Genomic DNA, 16329 nt, shown 5'->3' on the forward strand with positions numbered 1-16329 from the left:
AATGATACTTGTGCCGAAATTCAGTTTTATTTGAGCTGACTCTTTTTAGGTCAGCTTTCTCTCTTTGAGGAGTAATCATGTCGCAGCGATCCCGAGTGCTGCCAGGATTTGGTCTTTCTCTAGGCTTTACCCTAGCATATTTGTCATTAATCGTTCTTATTCCATTGTCCGCTGTTTTTATTAAGTCTTTAGGCATTGGTTGGGATGGTTTATGGGAAATTTTAAGTTCAGAACGTATTTTAAAATCTTTGCAGCTCAGTTTTAGTACAGCCCTGATCGCCGCGTTTATTAATGTGGTTTTTGGTCTACTTCTGGCATGGTGTTTGGTTCGTTACCGTTTTCCAGGTAAACGCATTGTGGATGCCTTAGTCGACTTACCGTTTGCCTTACCCACTGCTGTTGCAGGTATTGCACTCACCTCGCTTTACGCGCCTACAGGTTGGATCGGTCAATATCTTGAGCCTTTAGGCATTCAAGTGGCTTATACCCCGATTGGTATTACTTTAGCACTGATTTTTATTGGTATTCCTTTTGTGGTACGGACAGTGCAACCTGTCCTCAGTGACTTAGAAACCGAGTTAGAAGAAGCAGCATCAGCATTAGGTGCCAATCGCTTACAGATTGTGACCAAAGTGATTTTGCCAATTTTATTTCCAGCACTTATTACTGGTTTTGCACTTGCCTTTGCACGTGGCGTCGGTGAATACGGTTCAGTTATCTTTATTGCAGGGAATCAGCCGTTTAAAACAGAAATTGCACCACTCATGATTATTTCGCGCTTAGAAGAATATGACTATGCAGGTGCAACTACAATTGCAGTCGTCATGTTGGTGCTGTCTTTCGCTATTTTATTCCTGATTAACTTGTTACAAGCATGGGCGAGCCGTCGTACAGGGAGAACAGCACGATGAATATCAATAGTAATGCGCTTGCTGAAAAGCTACAGTCACGTGATGCAACACGTGAGCCAACTTGGGTACGCTACACCCTGATTACGATTGCTCTGCTGTTCTTTTTGAGCTGTCTGATCTTGCCGCTGATTTTGGTGTTTGTTGAAGCCTTTAAACAAGGCGTCGGTGTCTATGCTCAAGCCTTGGTTCATCCAGATACATTATCCGCAGTCAAACTCACTTTATTAACCGCGGTAATTGCAGTTCCTCTGAATGTTGTGTTTGGTGTTGCAGCCGCTTGGTGTGTGGCCAAATTTAACTTCCGTGGTAAATCCATCTTAACCACGATTATTGATATGCCATTTTCAGTATCCCCTGTTATCGCAGGCTTAATGCTAGTACTGATTTTTGGTACGCAAGGTTGGTTTGGCGGTTGGCTTATGGATAATGACATCAAAATTCTGTATGCAGTTCCTGCCATTGTATTAGCAACGATCTTTATTACCGTTCCTTTTGTTGCACGTGAACTTATTCCTCTCATGGAAGCCCAAGGAACTGAAGAAGAAGAAGCTGCGATTGTACTCGGTGCATCAGGCTGGCAAACCTTTTGGAAAGTAACCCTACCCAATATTAAATGGGGTTTAATTTACGGCGTCATTCTGTGTAATGCACGTGCCATGGGTGAATTTGGTGCGGTATCGGTGGTTTCAGGTCATATTCGTGGTGAAACCAATACTTTGCCTCTACATGTCGAGATTCTCTATAACGAATATACCTTCAGTGCGGCTTTTGCTGTGTCTTCACTCTTGGCACTTTTAGCGATTGTGACTTTGGTGTTAAAAACATGGGTTGAGATTCGCCAAGAAAAGCAAAACAAACATAATGATTCAACAGTTTAAAGGAATGACCTCATGAGTATTCAAGTTAAAAATATTGAAAAACACTTTGGTGCATTCCATGCGCTGAATAACATTTCTCTCGATTTTCCTGATGGTCAGTTGGTTGCATTGCTCGGCCCATCAGGCTGTGGTAAAACCACCCTACTTCGTATTATTGCGGGGCTTGAGTCTGCAGATGGCGGTCAAGTCATCTTAGAAGGTGAAGATGCAACCAATGTACACGTACGTGAACGCGAAGTTGGCTTTGTATTTCAGCACTATGCCTTGTTCCGCCATATGACTGTATTTGACAATATCGCTTTTGGTCTCCGTGTTCGCCCACGTGCAACTCGCCCATCTGAAGCTGAAATTAAAAAACGTGTCACGCGTTTACTGGACTTAGTCCAATTGGGCTTTTTGGCAGATCGCTACCCTGCGCAACTATCTGGCGGTCAACGTCAACGTATTGCGTTAGCACGTGCTTTGGCAGTTGAACCACGCGTACTGTTACTGGATGAACCTTTTGGTGCTTTGGATGCAAAAGTACGTAAGGAACTTCGTCGTTGGTTACGTACTTTGCATGATGAACTACATATCACCTCAATCTTTGTTACGCATGACCAAGAAGAAGCTTTAGAGGTCGCAGATCAAATCATTGTGATGAATAAAGGGAATGTAGAGCAAATTGGTTCACCCCGTGAAGTTTATGAAAAACCAGCAACGCCGTTTGTGTTTGACTTCTTAGGTCAAGCAAACCGTTTCGAAGGACAAAATAATGCAGGTACGATCCAAATTGGTGAAGACCGTATTCAATTAGACTCTTTACGCAATGCACCTTCGGGTGACGTGATTGCATTTGCCCGTCCAGATGAATTACGTATCCATGCACAGCCACAAGATAACGCCATCCAAGCGACTTTCGTCCGAGAATTATGGATTGCAGGCAAGGTGGTTGCGGAGCTCCATGATCGCCAAGGCAAACTGATTGAAATCTCACTGACTTCTGAAGAAGCAAAATTACACCAATTTAGACCTAATCAAACGGTATGGTTAAGCCCATCAAACTTGCATTTATTTGCAAAACCTGCGGCTTAAGACCAATTGAATGGGGCATGTTGAATGCCTCATTCATCATCAAAGAGATCCAAAACTATGAACTTTCAACAACTCAGAATTATTCGAGAAACGGTGAGACAAAACTTCAACCTCACCGAAGCCTCTGCTGCACTGTATACCTCTCAGTCAGGCGTCAGTAAGCACATCAAAGACCTAGAAGACGAATTAGGCGTACAACTTTTTATTCGTAAAGGGAAACGCCTACTGGGTTTAACTGAACCAGGTCAAGCACTACTGGGCATTGTTGAACGCATGTTGGTTGACGCAGACAATATTAAACGTCTTGCAGATGATTTTAATCGTGTCGATGAAGGAACATTAACAATTGCAACAACGCATACACAAGCACGTTATGTATTGCCGCCTATTGTTAATCAATTTAAAAAAGAGTTTCCAAAAGTTCATCTCATTTTGCAACAAGCCAGCCCTGTAGAAATTACTGAGATGCTTCTTCAAGGCGAAGCCGACATTGGTATTGCGACTGAATCACTCACCGCAGAAGATAATCTGGCCAGCGTACCATTCTATAATTGGCAGCACAGTATTATTACCCCACAAAACCATCCACTGGCAAGCAAACAAAATATTAGTATTGTAGACTTGGCGGAATATCCACTGATTACTTATCATGGTGGTTTTACAGGCCGTTCAAAAATTGACAAAGCCTTTGAAGATGCAGGTGTGGATGTCGATATCGTTATGTCTGCTTTAGATGCCGATGTGATTAAAACCTATGTCGAACTCAACATGGGCGTTGGTATTGTCAACAATGTGGCATATGACGTTGAACGTGACTATCGTTTAAAACAAATTCCAACCGATATTTTTGGTCTTAATACTACATGGATTGCAGTGCGTAAGGGTCACCTCCTACGTGGCTATGGCTATGAATTTATCTCGCTCTGCTCACCAGATGCAGACATTAAAGCACTCAAAAGAGTGGCTTATCCAGAAGACTAAACCGTTCTTATTCTAAAAAAAGAGGCATCCAGGCCTCTTTTTTTATTTTTAAATTCATATACTTTAAACGGATATAGTGTATTATTTGATCAATCGATAAAAACACTAGTGAGCACTAACAGTGGGTAAAAATCTGTTGGGCTCTCCATTACTTTGTTTATGTTTCTATTCGTCGGGATCATGTTTTGCTGCTGCTTTTGAACGGTCTGGTCAAACGATACAACCCTTTTTTGAACGTGGAAATTATGCAGAAATTTCTTTGGCTTATATTGATCCAGATGTTTCTGGCCAAGTTCAACATACAGAGATACTGCAACAGTTTGGCATCACTGACTTTTCAACAGGCAATTTAAGCAATGAACAAGTAATGCTGGGAGCTGCACTAAAACTACAACTAAATCCTCAATTCAAATTTGCTGTCATTTATGACCAACCTTTTGCTGTAGACATCGATTATCACTATCGCCCAAAGATTTATGGTGAAAGTCATGAGGTTGAATCTGCCGATATAGACTTTGAAAGTCATAATCTCAGCTCGCTTTTAGGCTACCAATTCAGCCCACAATGGGAGGTCTATGGCGGTTTAAGCTATCAAAGTTTTGCAGGCTCTTTAAAAGCCCAAGGTCAGATCTATTCTGTGTTTGATGGCTATGATGCCGAGTTTAAGCAAGATGAAAGCTTGGGCTGGTTAGCAGGTATTAGTTACCAAATCCCTGAATATTATTTTAGAACATCTTTGACTTATCGCTCAGCAATTAAACATGAAATGACCACAACAGAGTCTATCGAGGTCGGCGTAGTTACACCCAACGTGATGGAAGTGAAAACACCACAATCGGTAAATTTTGATTTCATGACAGGGCTCCCTTATCAAAATATCTTGTATGGGACGCTCCGTTGGGTGAATTGGCAAAACTTTGTCATTCAACCACCCAAATTTAAAGCCGTGATCGATTATGCAGCGACCTTGTACCCAGAAGCCAAAGATATCAAACTCATTCAGTACAATGAAGATCAATGGTCTGCAAAAATCGGCTTAGCACACGTATGGAATAAAAAATGGCTGAGTTCTATCGAGCTACTCTGGGACTCCGGGGTTAATAATGCTGCATCTACCCTTAACCCAAGTGATGGTTATCAAGGCATTGGTCTAGGCAGTATGTACACATACAATACTCAGTTTGATATTGCGGCTGGTCTCTATTATTTGCGTTTTAAGAACTCCAAAACCTCTTCAGACTCAAATCCACTGGCAAATATTACAGGACTTTCAGCACTAAATGACAATGATGCATGGATTTTTGGACTCAAATTTACTCATCATTTTTAAAGACTTCGGCTAAAATCAGAAATAAAAAAAACGAGCCGAAGCTCGTTTTTTTTATGCGTTGATTACCAGTGGTAACTTACACCTAATTTTGCAACTGGCATCCACTCATGTTTATCATCTGTACGAATTTTTTCTTCATCAGCTGCAATATTATCTTCAAGTGAACCACGCGTTGGGTTATCGGCTGCACCACCGCTGACTAATGTTAAGTTTGCATCAGGATTACCTGTATAGTATGCACCCACTTCACCAAACACGCCCCAGTTTTGGTTGATCTTTGGCGCCCAACCTAAACCTACGTATGGAGCGAAATCATTTTTATAGTTCATTTTACCATTAATATGTGCACCGTTCGTTCCAGCAACGAAGTCTGTATGATTTACAGAGAAACCTTCACCTGCTTTTACACGACGATCTAGCTCATATTCATTATCAATATAACCAATACCTGCAGCAACATAAAGACCTTGCGCCCATGGATTTGTACTTGCACCCCAAGGACGAATTTCAGCATTTAAATAACCAACGCTGTTGTCCATGTCCATATCATATTTTGAACCATTGATAGATAAATCATCAGACCATGAAATATCACCACCATTATAACCTAGTGCTAAACCGACATATGGGTTAGCTGTCCACAACAAAGCACCACCATAACCTGTTGTACCTACTTCTGCACGAACACCAGTAGGAATTAATTTATTTTGGTCAAAAGCATAACCATCTTTTACGACTGCATCATCAGCAAAAGCTGTACCTGCGACTGCTGACATTGCTGCTGCGATTGCAACTAAACGTAATGATTTCATGTTTTTCTCCTCCAATTAATAAAGATTTTTTTACATCATTTACCATTTTTTGATGAGCCCATCTTAAAACACCACCTGACTATTTTTTATTCTAGATTTAGGCTGTTTTTGTTATTTTTTGATACATTTTATACTTTCTTGTTGTTTTAAATCGTAATTCTTTACTTAATTCCTCTACACGAACAGCTCTAAAAGTCTTATTTCCAATCATTCATTATTATTTCCGATCTTATGCTGTTTTTTCATCTATTCTCCGCACAATTTAGTGTAAAATCGGGAAAATTTTTTTTCTGGAAGGAAGATCATGTCTCAGCTTTCAACAATTATTGAACAAGCATTTGAAGACCGTGCGAATTTTACAGCAGCAGACTGTCCTGCTGAAGTTCGTGCAGCAGTTGAAGAAGTCATTGCTGGTTTAGATAACGGGACATTACGTGTTGCTGAAAAAATTGATGGTGAGTGGGTTGTTCATCAATGGGTGAAAAAAGCGGTACTTTTATCATTCAAACTAAATGACAATAAACCAATTGAGTCATGTGACCTTCAATTCTACGACAAAGTAGATACTAAATTCACAGGTTGGACTGAAGAACAATTTAAAGCTGCTGGTGTACGTGTTGTTCCTCCTGCGGTTGCCCGTAAAGGTTCTTTTCAAGCGAAAAATGTGGTGTTAATGCCTTCTTACGTGAACATTGGTGCCTATGTTGACGAAGGTACCATGGTTGACACATGGGCAACTGTGGGTTCATGTGCTCAAATTGGTAAAAACGTTCACTTATCAGGTGGTGTAGGAATTGGTGGTGTTCTTGAGCCACTTCAAGCAAACCCAACGATTATTGAAGACAACTGCTTCATCGGTGCACGTTCTGAAATCGTAGAAGGTGTGATCGTAGAAGAAGGTTCTGTGATTTCTATGGGCGTGTTCATTGGTCAATCAACTAAGATTTTTGACCGTGCAACTGGCGAAATTCACTACGGCCGTGTACCAGCAGGTTCTGTTGTCGTTGCAGGTAGCCTACCTTCTAAATGCGGTACTTACAGCCTGTATGCTGCAATCATCGTGAAAAAAGTAGATGCACAAACACGTTCTAAAACCAGCTTGAACGATTTACTACGCGACGAATAATTTTTAGTTGTCGTGCGGAACCCAAGTTCCTCATCTCTACGGTTAAGACTAGCCGTAGAGATTTTTGTTTTTCTAACCTGTGGTTTAATTTTGCTATGAATACTCTTCGATCTTCTGCTATCCCTGTTTCTGATCCTTCCGCGGGTCTACGTATCACGGAGATCTTTTATTCTTTGCAAGGCGAAGCCAATACTTCTGGGCTACCAACAGTTTTTATTCGTTTAACCGGTTGCCCACTTCGTTGTACCTATTGTGATACCACTTATTCATTTGAAGGTGGTGAACGCCAATCTTTAGATCAGATTATTCAAACCACGCTTGACTTTAAAACACCTTATGTCTGCGTGACAGGTGGTGAACCCCTTGCACAGCCCAATGCCTTGCCTTTAATGCAACGTCTTGCTGACCTTGGCTGTGAAGTTTCTTTAGAAACCAGTGGCGCTTTGGATGTATCTAACGTTGACCCACGTGTTTCAAAAGTATTAGATTTAAAAACCCCAACTTCAGGTGAAGTTGCACGAAATTTGCTTTCAAATCTAGACCATTTAACCCAGCACGACCAAATCAAGTTTGTTATTTGTAACCGTGAGGATTATGAGTGGTCAAAGCAGCAAGTTGAAGACTACAAACTCAATGAAAAAGTCAGCACAGTATGGTTCTCTCCTGCTTTTGCCGTTGAGAAAGGTGCTGCTCGTTTACCTCAACTTGCACGTGACTTAGCGCAATGGATATTAGAAGACCATCTCCCTGTTTGCTTCCAACTCCAACTCCACAAGTTGCTTTGGAATGACGAAACTGGTCGTTAATACATTGCCTATTCATCTTTAATTTATATTTGGAGAAATTTGTATGCGCCCTCGTGCCATAGTTTTGTTATCTGGCGGTTTAGACTCAACAACTTGTTTAGCATGGGCACAAGCACAGTATGACTGTACAGCGCTCAGCTTTATGTATGGTCAACGCTCAACTACCGAGCTGGACGCTGCACGTGAACTGACGAAAAAAGCAGGTGTAGAACATCGTGTTATTAATATCGACTTAGGTAATTTGGGCGGTTCTGCGTTAACAGACCATAGCATTGATGTTCCAGATCATGAACAAGTCGGTATTCCTGTAACTTATGTTCCAGCACGTAACACAATTTTCTTGTCTTATGCATTAGCAGCAGCAGAAGTTTTAGATGCTGAAGCCATTGTGATTGGTATTAATGCTGTTGATTATTCAGGGTATCCAGACTGTCGCCCTGAATTTATTGAAGCATTTGCCAATATGGCTCGCCTTGCAACCAAGGTTGGCGTTGAAGGAAAACCTCTTAAATTTGAAACACCTCTGTTACATTTATCCAAAGCAAATATCATTCGCTTAGGTATAGAACATGGCGTAGACTATAGTCAAACGGTGTCTTGCTACCAAGCAGATGACCAAGGACGTGCTTGTGGGAAATGCGACAGCTGTCGCCTTCGTAAAGAAGGTTTTGCAGATGCTGGCGTGGCAGACCCAACACGTTATATACCGTAACGATAAGGTACAGTTTATGAAAAATTTAAAATCAAACATTTTGCTTTCTACATTGGTGTCTGCAGTTGCATTGTTCGCTACAGCTTCAAATGCTGCTGAATCGAACAAATTACAAGAAGCGTATAAAAGCAGCAATGTAAAATCGGCATTAATTAATGTTTGTAAAGAAGAAACCGCAAAAAGCAAAAAGCTTAGTGCAGCAGAAGTAAGTAAATACTGTACTTGTGCAGTTGAAGCTGATGGTAAGTTGACCAATGCACAAAAATGGGAAATCCAAAGTGCAATCAACCAAAAGAAAAGTCCGTCTACTTTAGCTTTTGTACAAAAGCAAAATAACGACTTACAAGCATGTTTCGGTCCACAGTTAACAGGTAAATTAAAATCTTTAACTGAAGAAGCAATGAAAGCTGCTCCGAAAAAATAATTCACAGTATGTGAATGAAGCCTGCTCTATGCAGGCTTTTTTATATGTTCAAAATAGATAGAACTTGAAATTATGCTCATCCAATGGAATACAAACGCCCAAGATCGCAAATTTGTTGCATCATATAGTGGCGGTAAAGACAGTAATCTCGCTTTATACAAAGCCATGCAAATGGGTGAACCTGTTGCGTTGATTGTCATGTTAGAAGAGCAAGGTCTGAAGTCACGCTCACATGGGATGTCGCTCGATATTATTCATGCACAGGCAAAAGCAATTGGGCTTCCCATCTACAGTGCCTCTGCAACGTGGCAAGACTATGAAAACCAGTTCATTCAACTGTTAAAAAAAACTCAAGCTCTTGGAGCGAAAACCTTAGTCACAGGTGATATTGATTTAATGGCACATGCCGAATGGAATCAATCCGTTTGTGATAAAACTGAGCTCAGTTTATGTATGCCCCTGTGGCAACGCCCACGTTTAGACATTGTGCATGAGTTTATTCGACTCGGTTTTCAAAGTATCATCGTTACAGTCAACTTAAACTTAGGCATGACAGTTGAGGACTTAGGTCAAGTGCTTAGCCTTAAATATATTGATGCATTGCTTGCAAGAGGCATTGATCCATGTGGCGAAGCGGGTGAATTCCACACTACGGTAATTGATGGCCCCATTTTCAAACATCCACTTTTGGTCATTAAAGGTGATATTCTGTATCACGAAAATTATGCCTTTTTACCACTTGAATTAGAACAACGCGACATTTAAGGATAGAACATGACTGATACCATCCCACTTCCAAATCAGAACTTTCCAGCGACAACAGGTGAAGTGAACTTAACTGAAGTGCCGACTGAATGGCTGATTGTGTACTTTTACCCAAAAGATTCAACACCTGGTTGCACAACTCAAGCCGTTGGTTTTTCATGTTTAAAAGATCAGTTTGATGCCCTGCAAACCACAATTATTGGTATTTCACGTGACTCGGTTAAAGCACATCAGAATTTTACAGAAAAGCAGGCTTTAACCATTAATTTAATTAGCGACAAAGAAGAAGTACTGTGTAAGCACTTTGATGTGATTAAAGAAAAAAATATGTATGGAAAAAAAGTAATGGGTATTGAGCGCTCAACGTTTATTTTTCATGACGGTAAACTAGTGAAAGAATACCGTAAAGTAAAAGCTGCTGGACATGCTGAACAAGTTTTAGAAGACTTAAAAGCATTACAAGCTTAATGTCCATAAGCCCGCAGATGCGGGCTTTGTTTTGTGTGATTTTTTATTTCATAGATTATATTGTACATGTTTTTTATTTCACCAGCAGTGAAATGGCAATCCCCCACATCACCAGTGCAATGATTGCATCGAGGACATTCCACGCTTTCGGATTTGCAAAAATAGGGATAAGCACACGAGCACCATAGCCCAAAGCAAAAAAGAATGACCAAGATGCACACACTGCTCCTAGAGCAAAATACGCAGGCTGTTCAAACTGTGTTGAAATCGAACCCAGTAAAATAACCGTATCTAAATATACATGTGGATTAAGCCAAGTCAGCGCTAAACACAATGAAATAATATTTACCAGCTGATGCTTTTCAATGGAACTTGCCTCTAGGCCTTCCTGTGATTTAAATGCCCGTAGCAAATGTTGAAGTCCATAACAAAATAAAAAAAGCGCCCCTGCCCATTTGGCAAACTGAATAATTTCAGGATAGTGTTGAAGCACTTTCGAAAAGCCAGAAACGCCTAAGACAATTAAAACTGAATCTGACAACGCACAGACAAAACACACCCAAAAAACAAACTGCTTTTTGAGTCCTTGTTTCAGCACAAATGCATTTTGAGCCCCAATGGCAATAATGAGGCTCATACCGACTGCGAACCCTTGTACATATGTACTTAACATTTTGACTTTTCAACTTAATTGATAATGTCAGGATTATCTTTCATTTTTGATTAAATTAAGTATTATTTAGAAAATATCAATATAACTAAAATATTTTTAGTTTTAAGTGAGTCTCGATTATGCTGAATCATAAACAGTGTGATGCATTTTTAGCAGTAGCAGAAACAGGAAGTTTTGACCTTGCAGCCGAACACTTATGCATTACCGCCTCTGCTGTCACTTTACGCGTACAAAGCCTAGAAAAAAGCTTGGGGCATTTACTGATTGTGCGGGAAAGACCTTGCCGCCCGACACAAGCAGGTCAATCACTGCTACATTATTTGCAACATAGTCGTCTGTTAGAACAAAGTTTTTTTCAGAACCTCACGGGTCATATGAATACCTCTGCTTTTTATCAAATCAATATTGCAACCAATGCCGACTCCTTAGCCACGTGGCTGTTACCCGTGTTACAGTCAACATTGATTGATGAAAAGATTGTGGTACATTTTCAGGTCGATGACCAATCACAAACTCACCATTTACTTGAAGCTGGTTTAGTGAATGCCTGCGTGACGGATGAATCTCAAGCCATGAAAGGCTGCGTAGCCGAATACATTGGCGATATGAATTATCGTTTTGTCGCCACTCCAACTTTTGTGCAACAATGGTTTAAACAAGGTGTTAACCGAGAGTCTCTCCGTGCTGCTCCAGCCCTAATCTTTAATGCAAAAGATGTGCTCCATACGGCCTATATCCAACAAAAATTCGGACTTAATCCAACTCAATATCCACATCACTTTATTCCGTCTTCCAGCGCATTTTTTGATGCAATTACCTTAGGACTTGGCTATGGCTGGTTACCATACTATCAAGCCAAGTCTTGTTTGGAAGAAGGCTCATTGGTTGAAGTGGATCCTCAGCTCAATATTGATCAACCTTTGTATTGGCACCATTGGAAACAGCAGTCGGTGCAGTTAAATGTGCTGACAGATATCTTGGTGAAAAAAGCACACACAGAGATGAATGAGCAAAAAGTTAACTCAGAATCCTAAGCCACGCAAGCTATTGCACTTTCCACTGGCCTGATAGTTGAATATTCACTTTTTCACCTACACCACCAATGGTTTTTTTCATACCGAAATCACTGCGGTTAATCACGGCAGATGATTGAACGTCCAACAAATTAGCATTATTTGCACTCGGTTTTAGCGTGGTACTAAATGTGACAGGCTTGGTGATGCCGCGAAGTGTTAAGTTTCCGACAATCTTATATTGACCGCCACCCAAATCTTTAAAACTGGTACTTTTAAAATTAGCGGTTTTGTACTTAGATGCATAAAACAAATCTTCACCCAAAATCATATTTTTCAGTGAAGGCTTGCTCAAGCTTAGGCTATTTACATCCATAATAAAATTCGTTGAAGCATGCTGTGGTGCTTTGGCATCAAACTGCATGCTGGATTGCACCCGATTAAACTTAGCTCTTACAACAGTTACACCCAAGGATTTAATTTCAAAGCCTACATTACTCTGAGGTGTCAATGTCCATGACTGGGCTTGCACTTGAGTGCTGATTGCAAATGTTACACCTGCAATCAGCAAAGCATTTTTAATGACCACATGAATTGCAACCTGTTTCGTCTGTTGTTCTCTATCCATTGAACTCGATCCTCGTCGAAATATTTTTATTCGACTGAGAACCTTAGTCTAAATTGGATGTGTCCTGAGTTAAAAATTTGTGTTGCAACTGTTTATAAATTTCACTTTGTTGGAATTTATGTAAAAAATCACTCGTCCCTAAAGGAAACGCTTGTTCTAAAATTTCCCCACGATAATAAGCTTCACGAACGGGTGTTGCAGACATCGCATCTTGTAGGCTATCAAGCTCAACCATTTGCCACTCAGGAAAAAGCTGTAAATAATACGAGGAATCATCTTTAAAATGGCCAATCAGTCCAACCTTAGCCTCAGGTGTGACTACATGATTCACTAATTTTTTTACCAATTGCACCCATTTAACATCATTATAAACATCAACTACATGTACAAAGTGAATCCGTTTTTGATGTGCTTCTGAAAAGTTCGATAAAATCATTTCTTCACGTTCAGACGCTAAGAATGGATTTTTCGTATTTCGTTCATTTTGCGCAGACCCTAAAGCCAAAATGACATTTTGACTTTGCTCTAAAGCAATCTTGATGGTTTGCATATGTGCCAAGTGAAATGGCTGGAAGCGACCAATGAATACGAGATAATCAAATGTATATGGCATAAATCTTTTACTTTTTTATGAACTGGTCAGTTGTGTCGATCATAAAATTATGCGACATAATGATCCCATAAAATTAAACCAAACTTTCTAGCAAGGATAGTACGATGACACTGAGCTGTATTCAACAACCTCATCAACATTTGAATGCAAAATTAGACAATGGCGTACTGACATTAGCCATTCACCGTCCTGAAGCAAAGAATGCGTTGTATGGCGAACTTTATTTATGGATCGCGAAAGCTTTAGATGAAGCTGATCTAGACAATAGCGTTCGTGCTGTCATTCTACGTGGTGAAGATGCGGACTTTACCGCAGGCAACGACATGCAAGATTTCATGAAATCTGCGGCGCAAAAAGGTCAAGCCCCTGCAGCAGAAGGTCCTCCATTTATTTTACTTAAATCTGCGGCAAAGTTTTCTAAACCGTTAATTGCTGCTGTACGTGGCGTGGCAATTGGTATTGGGGTAACGATCTTATTACATTGTGATTTGGTTTATAGCGACAACACTGCCCTATTCCAAATTCCATTTGTCAGCCTTGGCTTATCACCTGAAGGAGCTTCAAGCAAATTATTGGTAGAACAAGCAGGCTACCACAAAGCTGCAGAATTACTGCTGACCGCTCAGAAGTTTGACAGTGCAACTGCGGTTTCTGCAAACCTTGTGAACAGTATTGAAGATGATGTATATGCAGTAGCAGCTAAAAAAGCAGCACAATTGTCTGCTTTACCTTTAGCATCCTTGGTTAAGTCTAAAGGCCTGATGAAACATAATGTGAATGAAATTGTGGCTTGGATTGATCACGAAGCTGAAATTTTTATGGATCGCGTTGGTTCGCCTGAAATGATGGAAGCAGTATCAGCATTTATGCAAAAACGTAAACCTGATTTCACCCAGTTCAACTAATCTTTGATAGTTGAATGACGAAAACCACTGTGTTTAACATTACACAGTGGTTTTTTTATTTTCCGTCCCAACATATGTAAAAACCATTCGGAAAACTGCTTATGTCGAACACTACAGAAAAAAAACGCTATTTTGAGCCTGCGCCACAAGATATTGATGTTGAGAATTTTAAAAAAGTCATCCAGAGCCGTCGTTCGGTTCGCAAATTCACCAAGAAAGAGATTCCATCTGAAGTACTTGATGACTGTTTAGATTTGGCACTGCTTGCACCAAACTCATCTAATCTACAGCCTTGGACTTTTTATGTGGTGCAGAACCCAACTAAGAAAAATCAACTGGTCAAAGCTTGCCTAAATCAACTTGCAGCAAAAACAGCATCAGAACTGATCGTGCGTGTCGCACGTACAGACCGTAATGATGAAATGGCAAAACGCAACATTACAGAGTTCCCTTTTCCTGAAGCACCTGCGGCTGTACAGAAATATTATAAGTTCATTCCTTATAACTATAAGACAGGTTACTTAAATACACTTGGTAACTTTAAGAAAGTTGCTTTCAAAATTGCACGTAGCTTAGATAAACAATTGCCTGTAACCGCGTTTAATCAAGCCGATGCTAAACTTTGGGCAAGTAAAACCACAGCTTTAGCTTGTGAGAACCTAGTTTTAGCTTTACGTGCCTATGGTTTTGATAGTTGTATGATGGAAGGTTTTGATGAGCCTTTGGTTCGTAAAATTTTGAATCTAAACGAGCAGCAATATCCTGTGATGGTGATTGGTGCAGGTGAGCGTGCGACCGACGGGGTGTTTTTCCCACAGTATCGTTTTGATCGTGAGTTATTTATTCAGAAGGTTTAATATTAGTTTTCTCAATGGAATCTTTTCATTAAAGTTTTAATTTCAGGATTAACCTTCGGTTCGACCTACTTTTCTTTCGGGAAAAGTAGACAAAACCATTGTCATTCGCAAAACTCGTTCTATTCCGTCGTTTATCAATTTAGTCGCAGAAACTTTATCTGATAAATTAAGTCCTGCCTCAAACAGTTGCGAATGCCGTTAACGTGTATCAAATATATTTTTAGGTTCATCATTAAAGTACATCGACCATCTGAGTAAACTCAAAAGCGGGTTCTTCATAGGGATGACTTAATTTTAAAGCCTTTGCCACAGCAGAAGCTTTTTCCTCTGGAACAATGGTTTCCACCCGCCACTCTGGAATTTGTTCCAAAGCATCCAACTCACCTATAAATGGATTTGCGTCTTTTACAGGTTTAAACTGGCCTGTGCCGAGAACCTGCCATGCACAGTGTTCATAATTCCCGATACCACCTGCCCCTGCTTCAAAAATCGCAAGTTTGGTAGATTCAAGGTGAGATTCGGGAACATAGTAGATGAGTTTGAGCATAGCGCTTTAATGTATATTTTCTTAATATCGAATCAATCATATTGATCGACTTTACCTATGTCTAATAAAAATATTGCCCGTGAACTTGCTTTAACAACAGCTGAGAACCTAGCAGATGAAATTATCTTTAAAACAGCCACTACTCTGCTAGAAGACACAATTAAATCTATCCCTTTTGCATCTTTAATTACAGGTTCAATTGAAAGCTATACTAAATTTCGAACTTTGAAAGAACAAAAACAATTATTAGCTTTTATTCAAGAGGCTGAAAATATAAACGTTGGATTTATCGAAAAGTTTTTTAAAGACAAAGACAATTTAGAATTAGGCATTGAAATTTTAGGAATACTTGATCAAACCTACCTAGAAAAACAAGCAAGAATGATAGGGCGAGCGACATTTCTTTTTAAAGGACTCGAAACCTCAAAGCAAGAATTTGATAAATATATGTATATTATTACTAAGCTCAATAATTATTTAATCACATTAATCGAAAATTTATATACCGAGTTCAGCGTAAATTCTTCTGAAAAAATAATTAGCATTCCATTACCAAATATGGATCTCATCAGCTTTGGATTTGTTAAAAAATTATCTAATGGTTCATGGTTTGCAGAAGCTCAAAATTCATCTCATGATGATTATGAAGTTCATGATGATTTTATATATTTTTACGAAAACATTTTCAAAGACTAAATTCAATTACATTACTAGCGACATGGATGCCACCCGTCAGACTGTGAAGCAAAACCGCTCCATCAGCCTGACCAAGTATTTTTATTCCCTTGCAGAAATAGATTCTTTCT

General features: G+C 39.9%; 20 protein-coding genes. 15 read left to right on the forward strand and 5 right to left on the reverse strand.

Annotated features, from left to right (window positions below):
* Positions 1 to 77: 77 nt before the first annotated feature.
* From cysT to CDG62_RS12925, 5 genes are all read left to right on the forward strand, one after another.
* Complete coding sequence (gene cysT / locus CDG62_RS12905; protein ID WP_004693816.1) at positions 78 to 911, forward strand: sulfate ABC transporter permease subunit CysT; 834 nt, start codon at positions 78 to 80, stop codon at positions 909 to 911.
* Positions 908 to 1789 carry a sulfate ABC transporter permease subunit CysW gene (gene cysW / locus CDG62_RS12910; RefSeq protein WP_087526950.1) on the forward strand — a complete coding sequence of 294 codons (882 nt, stop codon included), beginning with the start codon at positions 908 to 910 and terminating at the stop codon, positions 1787 to 1789. The genes cysT and cysW overlap by 4 nt, the downstream gene beginning before the upstream one ends.
* A gap of 12 nt (positions 1790 to 1801) precedes the next feature.
* Entirely contained in the window at positions 1802 to 2863 is a 1062-nt protein-coding gene (locus CDG62_RS12915; RefSeq protein ID WP_004693820.1) for a sulfate/molybdate ABC transporter ATP-binding protein, read from the forward strand.
* Between the two features lie 57 nt (positions 2864 to 2920).
* On the forward strand, positions 2921 to 3844 hold the full coding sequence (locus CDG62_RS12920; RefSeq protein ID WP_086210834.1) for a CysB family HTH-type transcriptional regulator: 924 nt from the start codon (positions 2921 to 2923) through the stop codon (positions 3842 to 3844).
* Between the two features lie 121 nt (positions 3845 to 3965).
* Positions 3966 to 5174, forward strand: coding sequence for an outer membrane protein transport protein (locus CDG62_RS12925; RefSeq protein WP_087526949.1), 1209 nt, complete (start codon positions 3966 to 3968; stop codon positions 5172 to 5174).
* 62 nt (positions 5175 to 5236) lie between these two features.
* Here the strand turns inward: CDG62_RS12925 and carO are convergent, their stop codons facing one another.
* Positions 5237 to 5986, reverse strand: a complete 750-nt coding sequence (carO, locus tag CDG62_RS12930; RefSeq protein ID WP_087526948.1) for an ornithine uptake porin CarO — start codon at positions 5984 to 5986, stop codon at positions 5237 to 5239.
* 304 nt (positions 5987 to 6290) lie between these two features.
* Here carO and dapD point away from each other — a divergent pair, with 304 nt between their 5' ends.
* The 6 genes from dapD to CDG62_RS12960 all read left to right on the forward strand — a co-directional run bounded on the left by dapD (position 6291) and on the right by CDG62_RS12960 (position 10287).
* On the forward strand, positions 6291 to 7112 hold the full coding sequence (dapD, locus tag CDG62_RS12935; protein WP_004693827.1) for a 2,3,4,5-tetrahydropyridine-2,6-dicarboxylate N-succinyltransferase: 822 nt from the start codon (positions 6291 to 6293) through the stop codon (positions 7110 to 7112).
* Positions 7113 to 7207: 95 nt separating this feature from the next.
* Complete coding sequence (gene queE / locus CDG62_RS12940; protein WP_087526947.1) at positions 7208 to 7918, forward strand: 7-carboxy-7-deazaguanine synthase QueE; 711 nt, start codon at positions 7208 to 7210, stop codon at positions 7916 to 7918.
* Between the two features lie 43 nt (positions 7919 to 7961).
* Positions 7962 to 8630: a 7-cyano-7-deazaguanine synthase QueC gene (gene queC / locus CDG62_RS12945; RefSeq protein WP_005399706.1), complete on the forward strand. Its 669-nt coding sequence runs from the start codon at positions 7962 to 7964 to the stop codon at positions 8628 to 8630.
* A gap of 16 nt (positions 8631 to 8646) precedes the next feature.
* Positions 8647 to 9054, forward strand: coding sequence for a hypothetical protein (locus CDG62_RS12950; protein WP_087526946.1), 408 nt, complete (start codon positions 8647 to 8649; stop codon positions 9052 to 9054).
* A 72-nt stretch (positions 9055 to 9126) separates the two neighbouring features.
* Positions 9127 to 9819, forward strand: a complete 693-nt coding sequence (locus tag CDG62_RS12955; RefSeq protein ID WP_087526945.1) for a diphthine--ammonia ligase — start codon at positions 9127 to 9129, stop codon at positions 9817 to 9819.
* 9 nt (positions 9820 to 9828) lie between these two features.
* The gene (locus CDG62_RS12960; protein WP_087526944.1) at positions 9829 to 10287 is read left to right on the forward strand and encodes a peroxiredoxin; all 459 of its coding nucleotides are present in this window, start codon (positions 9829 to 9831) and stop codon (positions 10285 to 10287) included.
* Between the two features lie 73 nt (positions 10288 to 10360).
* On the opposite strand, the gene CDG62_RS12965 is transcribed toward CDG62_RS12960, so the two are convergent.
* Positions 10361 to 10960 (reverse strand): LysE/ArgO family amino acid transporter, encoded by a 600-nt coding sequence (locus CDG62_RS12965; RefSeq protein ID WP_087526943.1) that lies wholly within the window; start codon positions 10958 to 10960, stop codon positions 10361 to 10363.
* 119 nt (positions 10961 to 11079) lie between these two features.
* On the opposite strand from CDG62_RS12965, the gene CDG62_RS12970 reads away from it, so the two are divergent.
* Entirely contained in the window at positions 11080 to 11994 is a 915-nt protein-coding gene (locus CDG62_RS12970) for a LysR family transcriptional regulator ArgP (protein ID WP_087526942.1), read from the forward strand.
* 10 nt (positions 11995 to 12004) lie between these two features.
* Here the strand turns inward: CDG62_RS12970 and CDG62_RS12975 are convergent, their stop codons facing one another.
* Both CDG62_RS12975 and CDG62_RS12980 read right to left on the reverse strand, forming a co-directional pair.
* Positions 12005 to 12601, reverse strand: coding sequence for a YceI family protein (locus tag CDG62_RS12975; protein WP_087526941.1), 597 nt, complete (start codon positions 12599 to 12601; stop codon positions 12005 to 12007).
* Between the two features lie 43 nt (positions 12602 to 12644).
* Positions 12645 to 13214 (reverse strand): nicotinate-nicotinamide nucleotide adenylyltransferase, encoded by a 570-nt coding sequence (locus CDG62_RS12980; RefSeq protein ID WP_087526940.1) that lies wholly within the window; start codon positions 13212 to 13214, stop codon positions 12645 to 12647.
* A 104-nt stretch (positions 13215 to 13318) separates the two neighbouring features.
* Here CDG62_RS12980 and CDG62_RS12985 point away from each other — a divergent pair, with 104 nt between their 5' ends.
* Complete coding sequence (locus CDG62_RS12985; RefSeq protein WP_087526939.1) at positions 13319 to 14119, forward strand: enoyl-CoA hydratase-related protein; 801 nt, start codon at positions 13319 to 13321, stop codon at positions 14117 to 14119.
* Positions 14120 to 14220: 101 nt separating this feature from the next.
* Complete coding sequence (locus CDG62_RS12990; RefSeq protein WP_087526938.1) at positions 14221 to 14976, forward strand: nitroreductase family protein; 756 nt, start codon at positions 14221 to 14223, stop codon at positions 14974 to 14976.
* A 232-nt stretch (positions 14977 to 15208) separates the two neighbouring features.
* Here CDG62_RS12990 and CDG62_RS13000 read toward each other — a convergent pair whose 3' ends face one another.
* Positions 15209 to 15523, reverse strand: a complete 315-nt coding sequence (locus CDG62_RS13000) for an NGG1p interacting factor NIF3 (protein ID WP_087526937.1) — start codon at positions 15521 to 15523, stop codon at positions 15209 to 15211.
* Between the two features lie 57 nt (positions 15524 to 15580).
* Between CDG62_RS13000 and CDG62_RS13005 the strand changes: the two genes are divergently transcribed.
* Positions 15581 to 16219, forward strand: a complete 639-nt coding sequence (locus CDG62_RS13005; protein ID WP_087526936.1) for a hypothetical protein — start codon at positions 15581 to 15583, stop codon at positions 16217 to 16219.
* Positions 16220 to 16329 lie beyond the last annotated feature (110 nt).

It is taken from the genome of Acinetobacter sp. WCHA55, from assembly GCF_002165305.2.
Lineage (GTDB): Bacteria > Pseudomonadota > Gammaproteobacteria > Pseudomonadales > Moraxellaceae > Acinetobacter.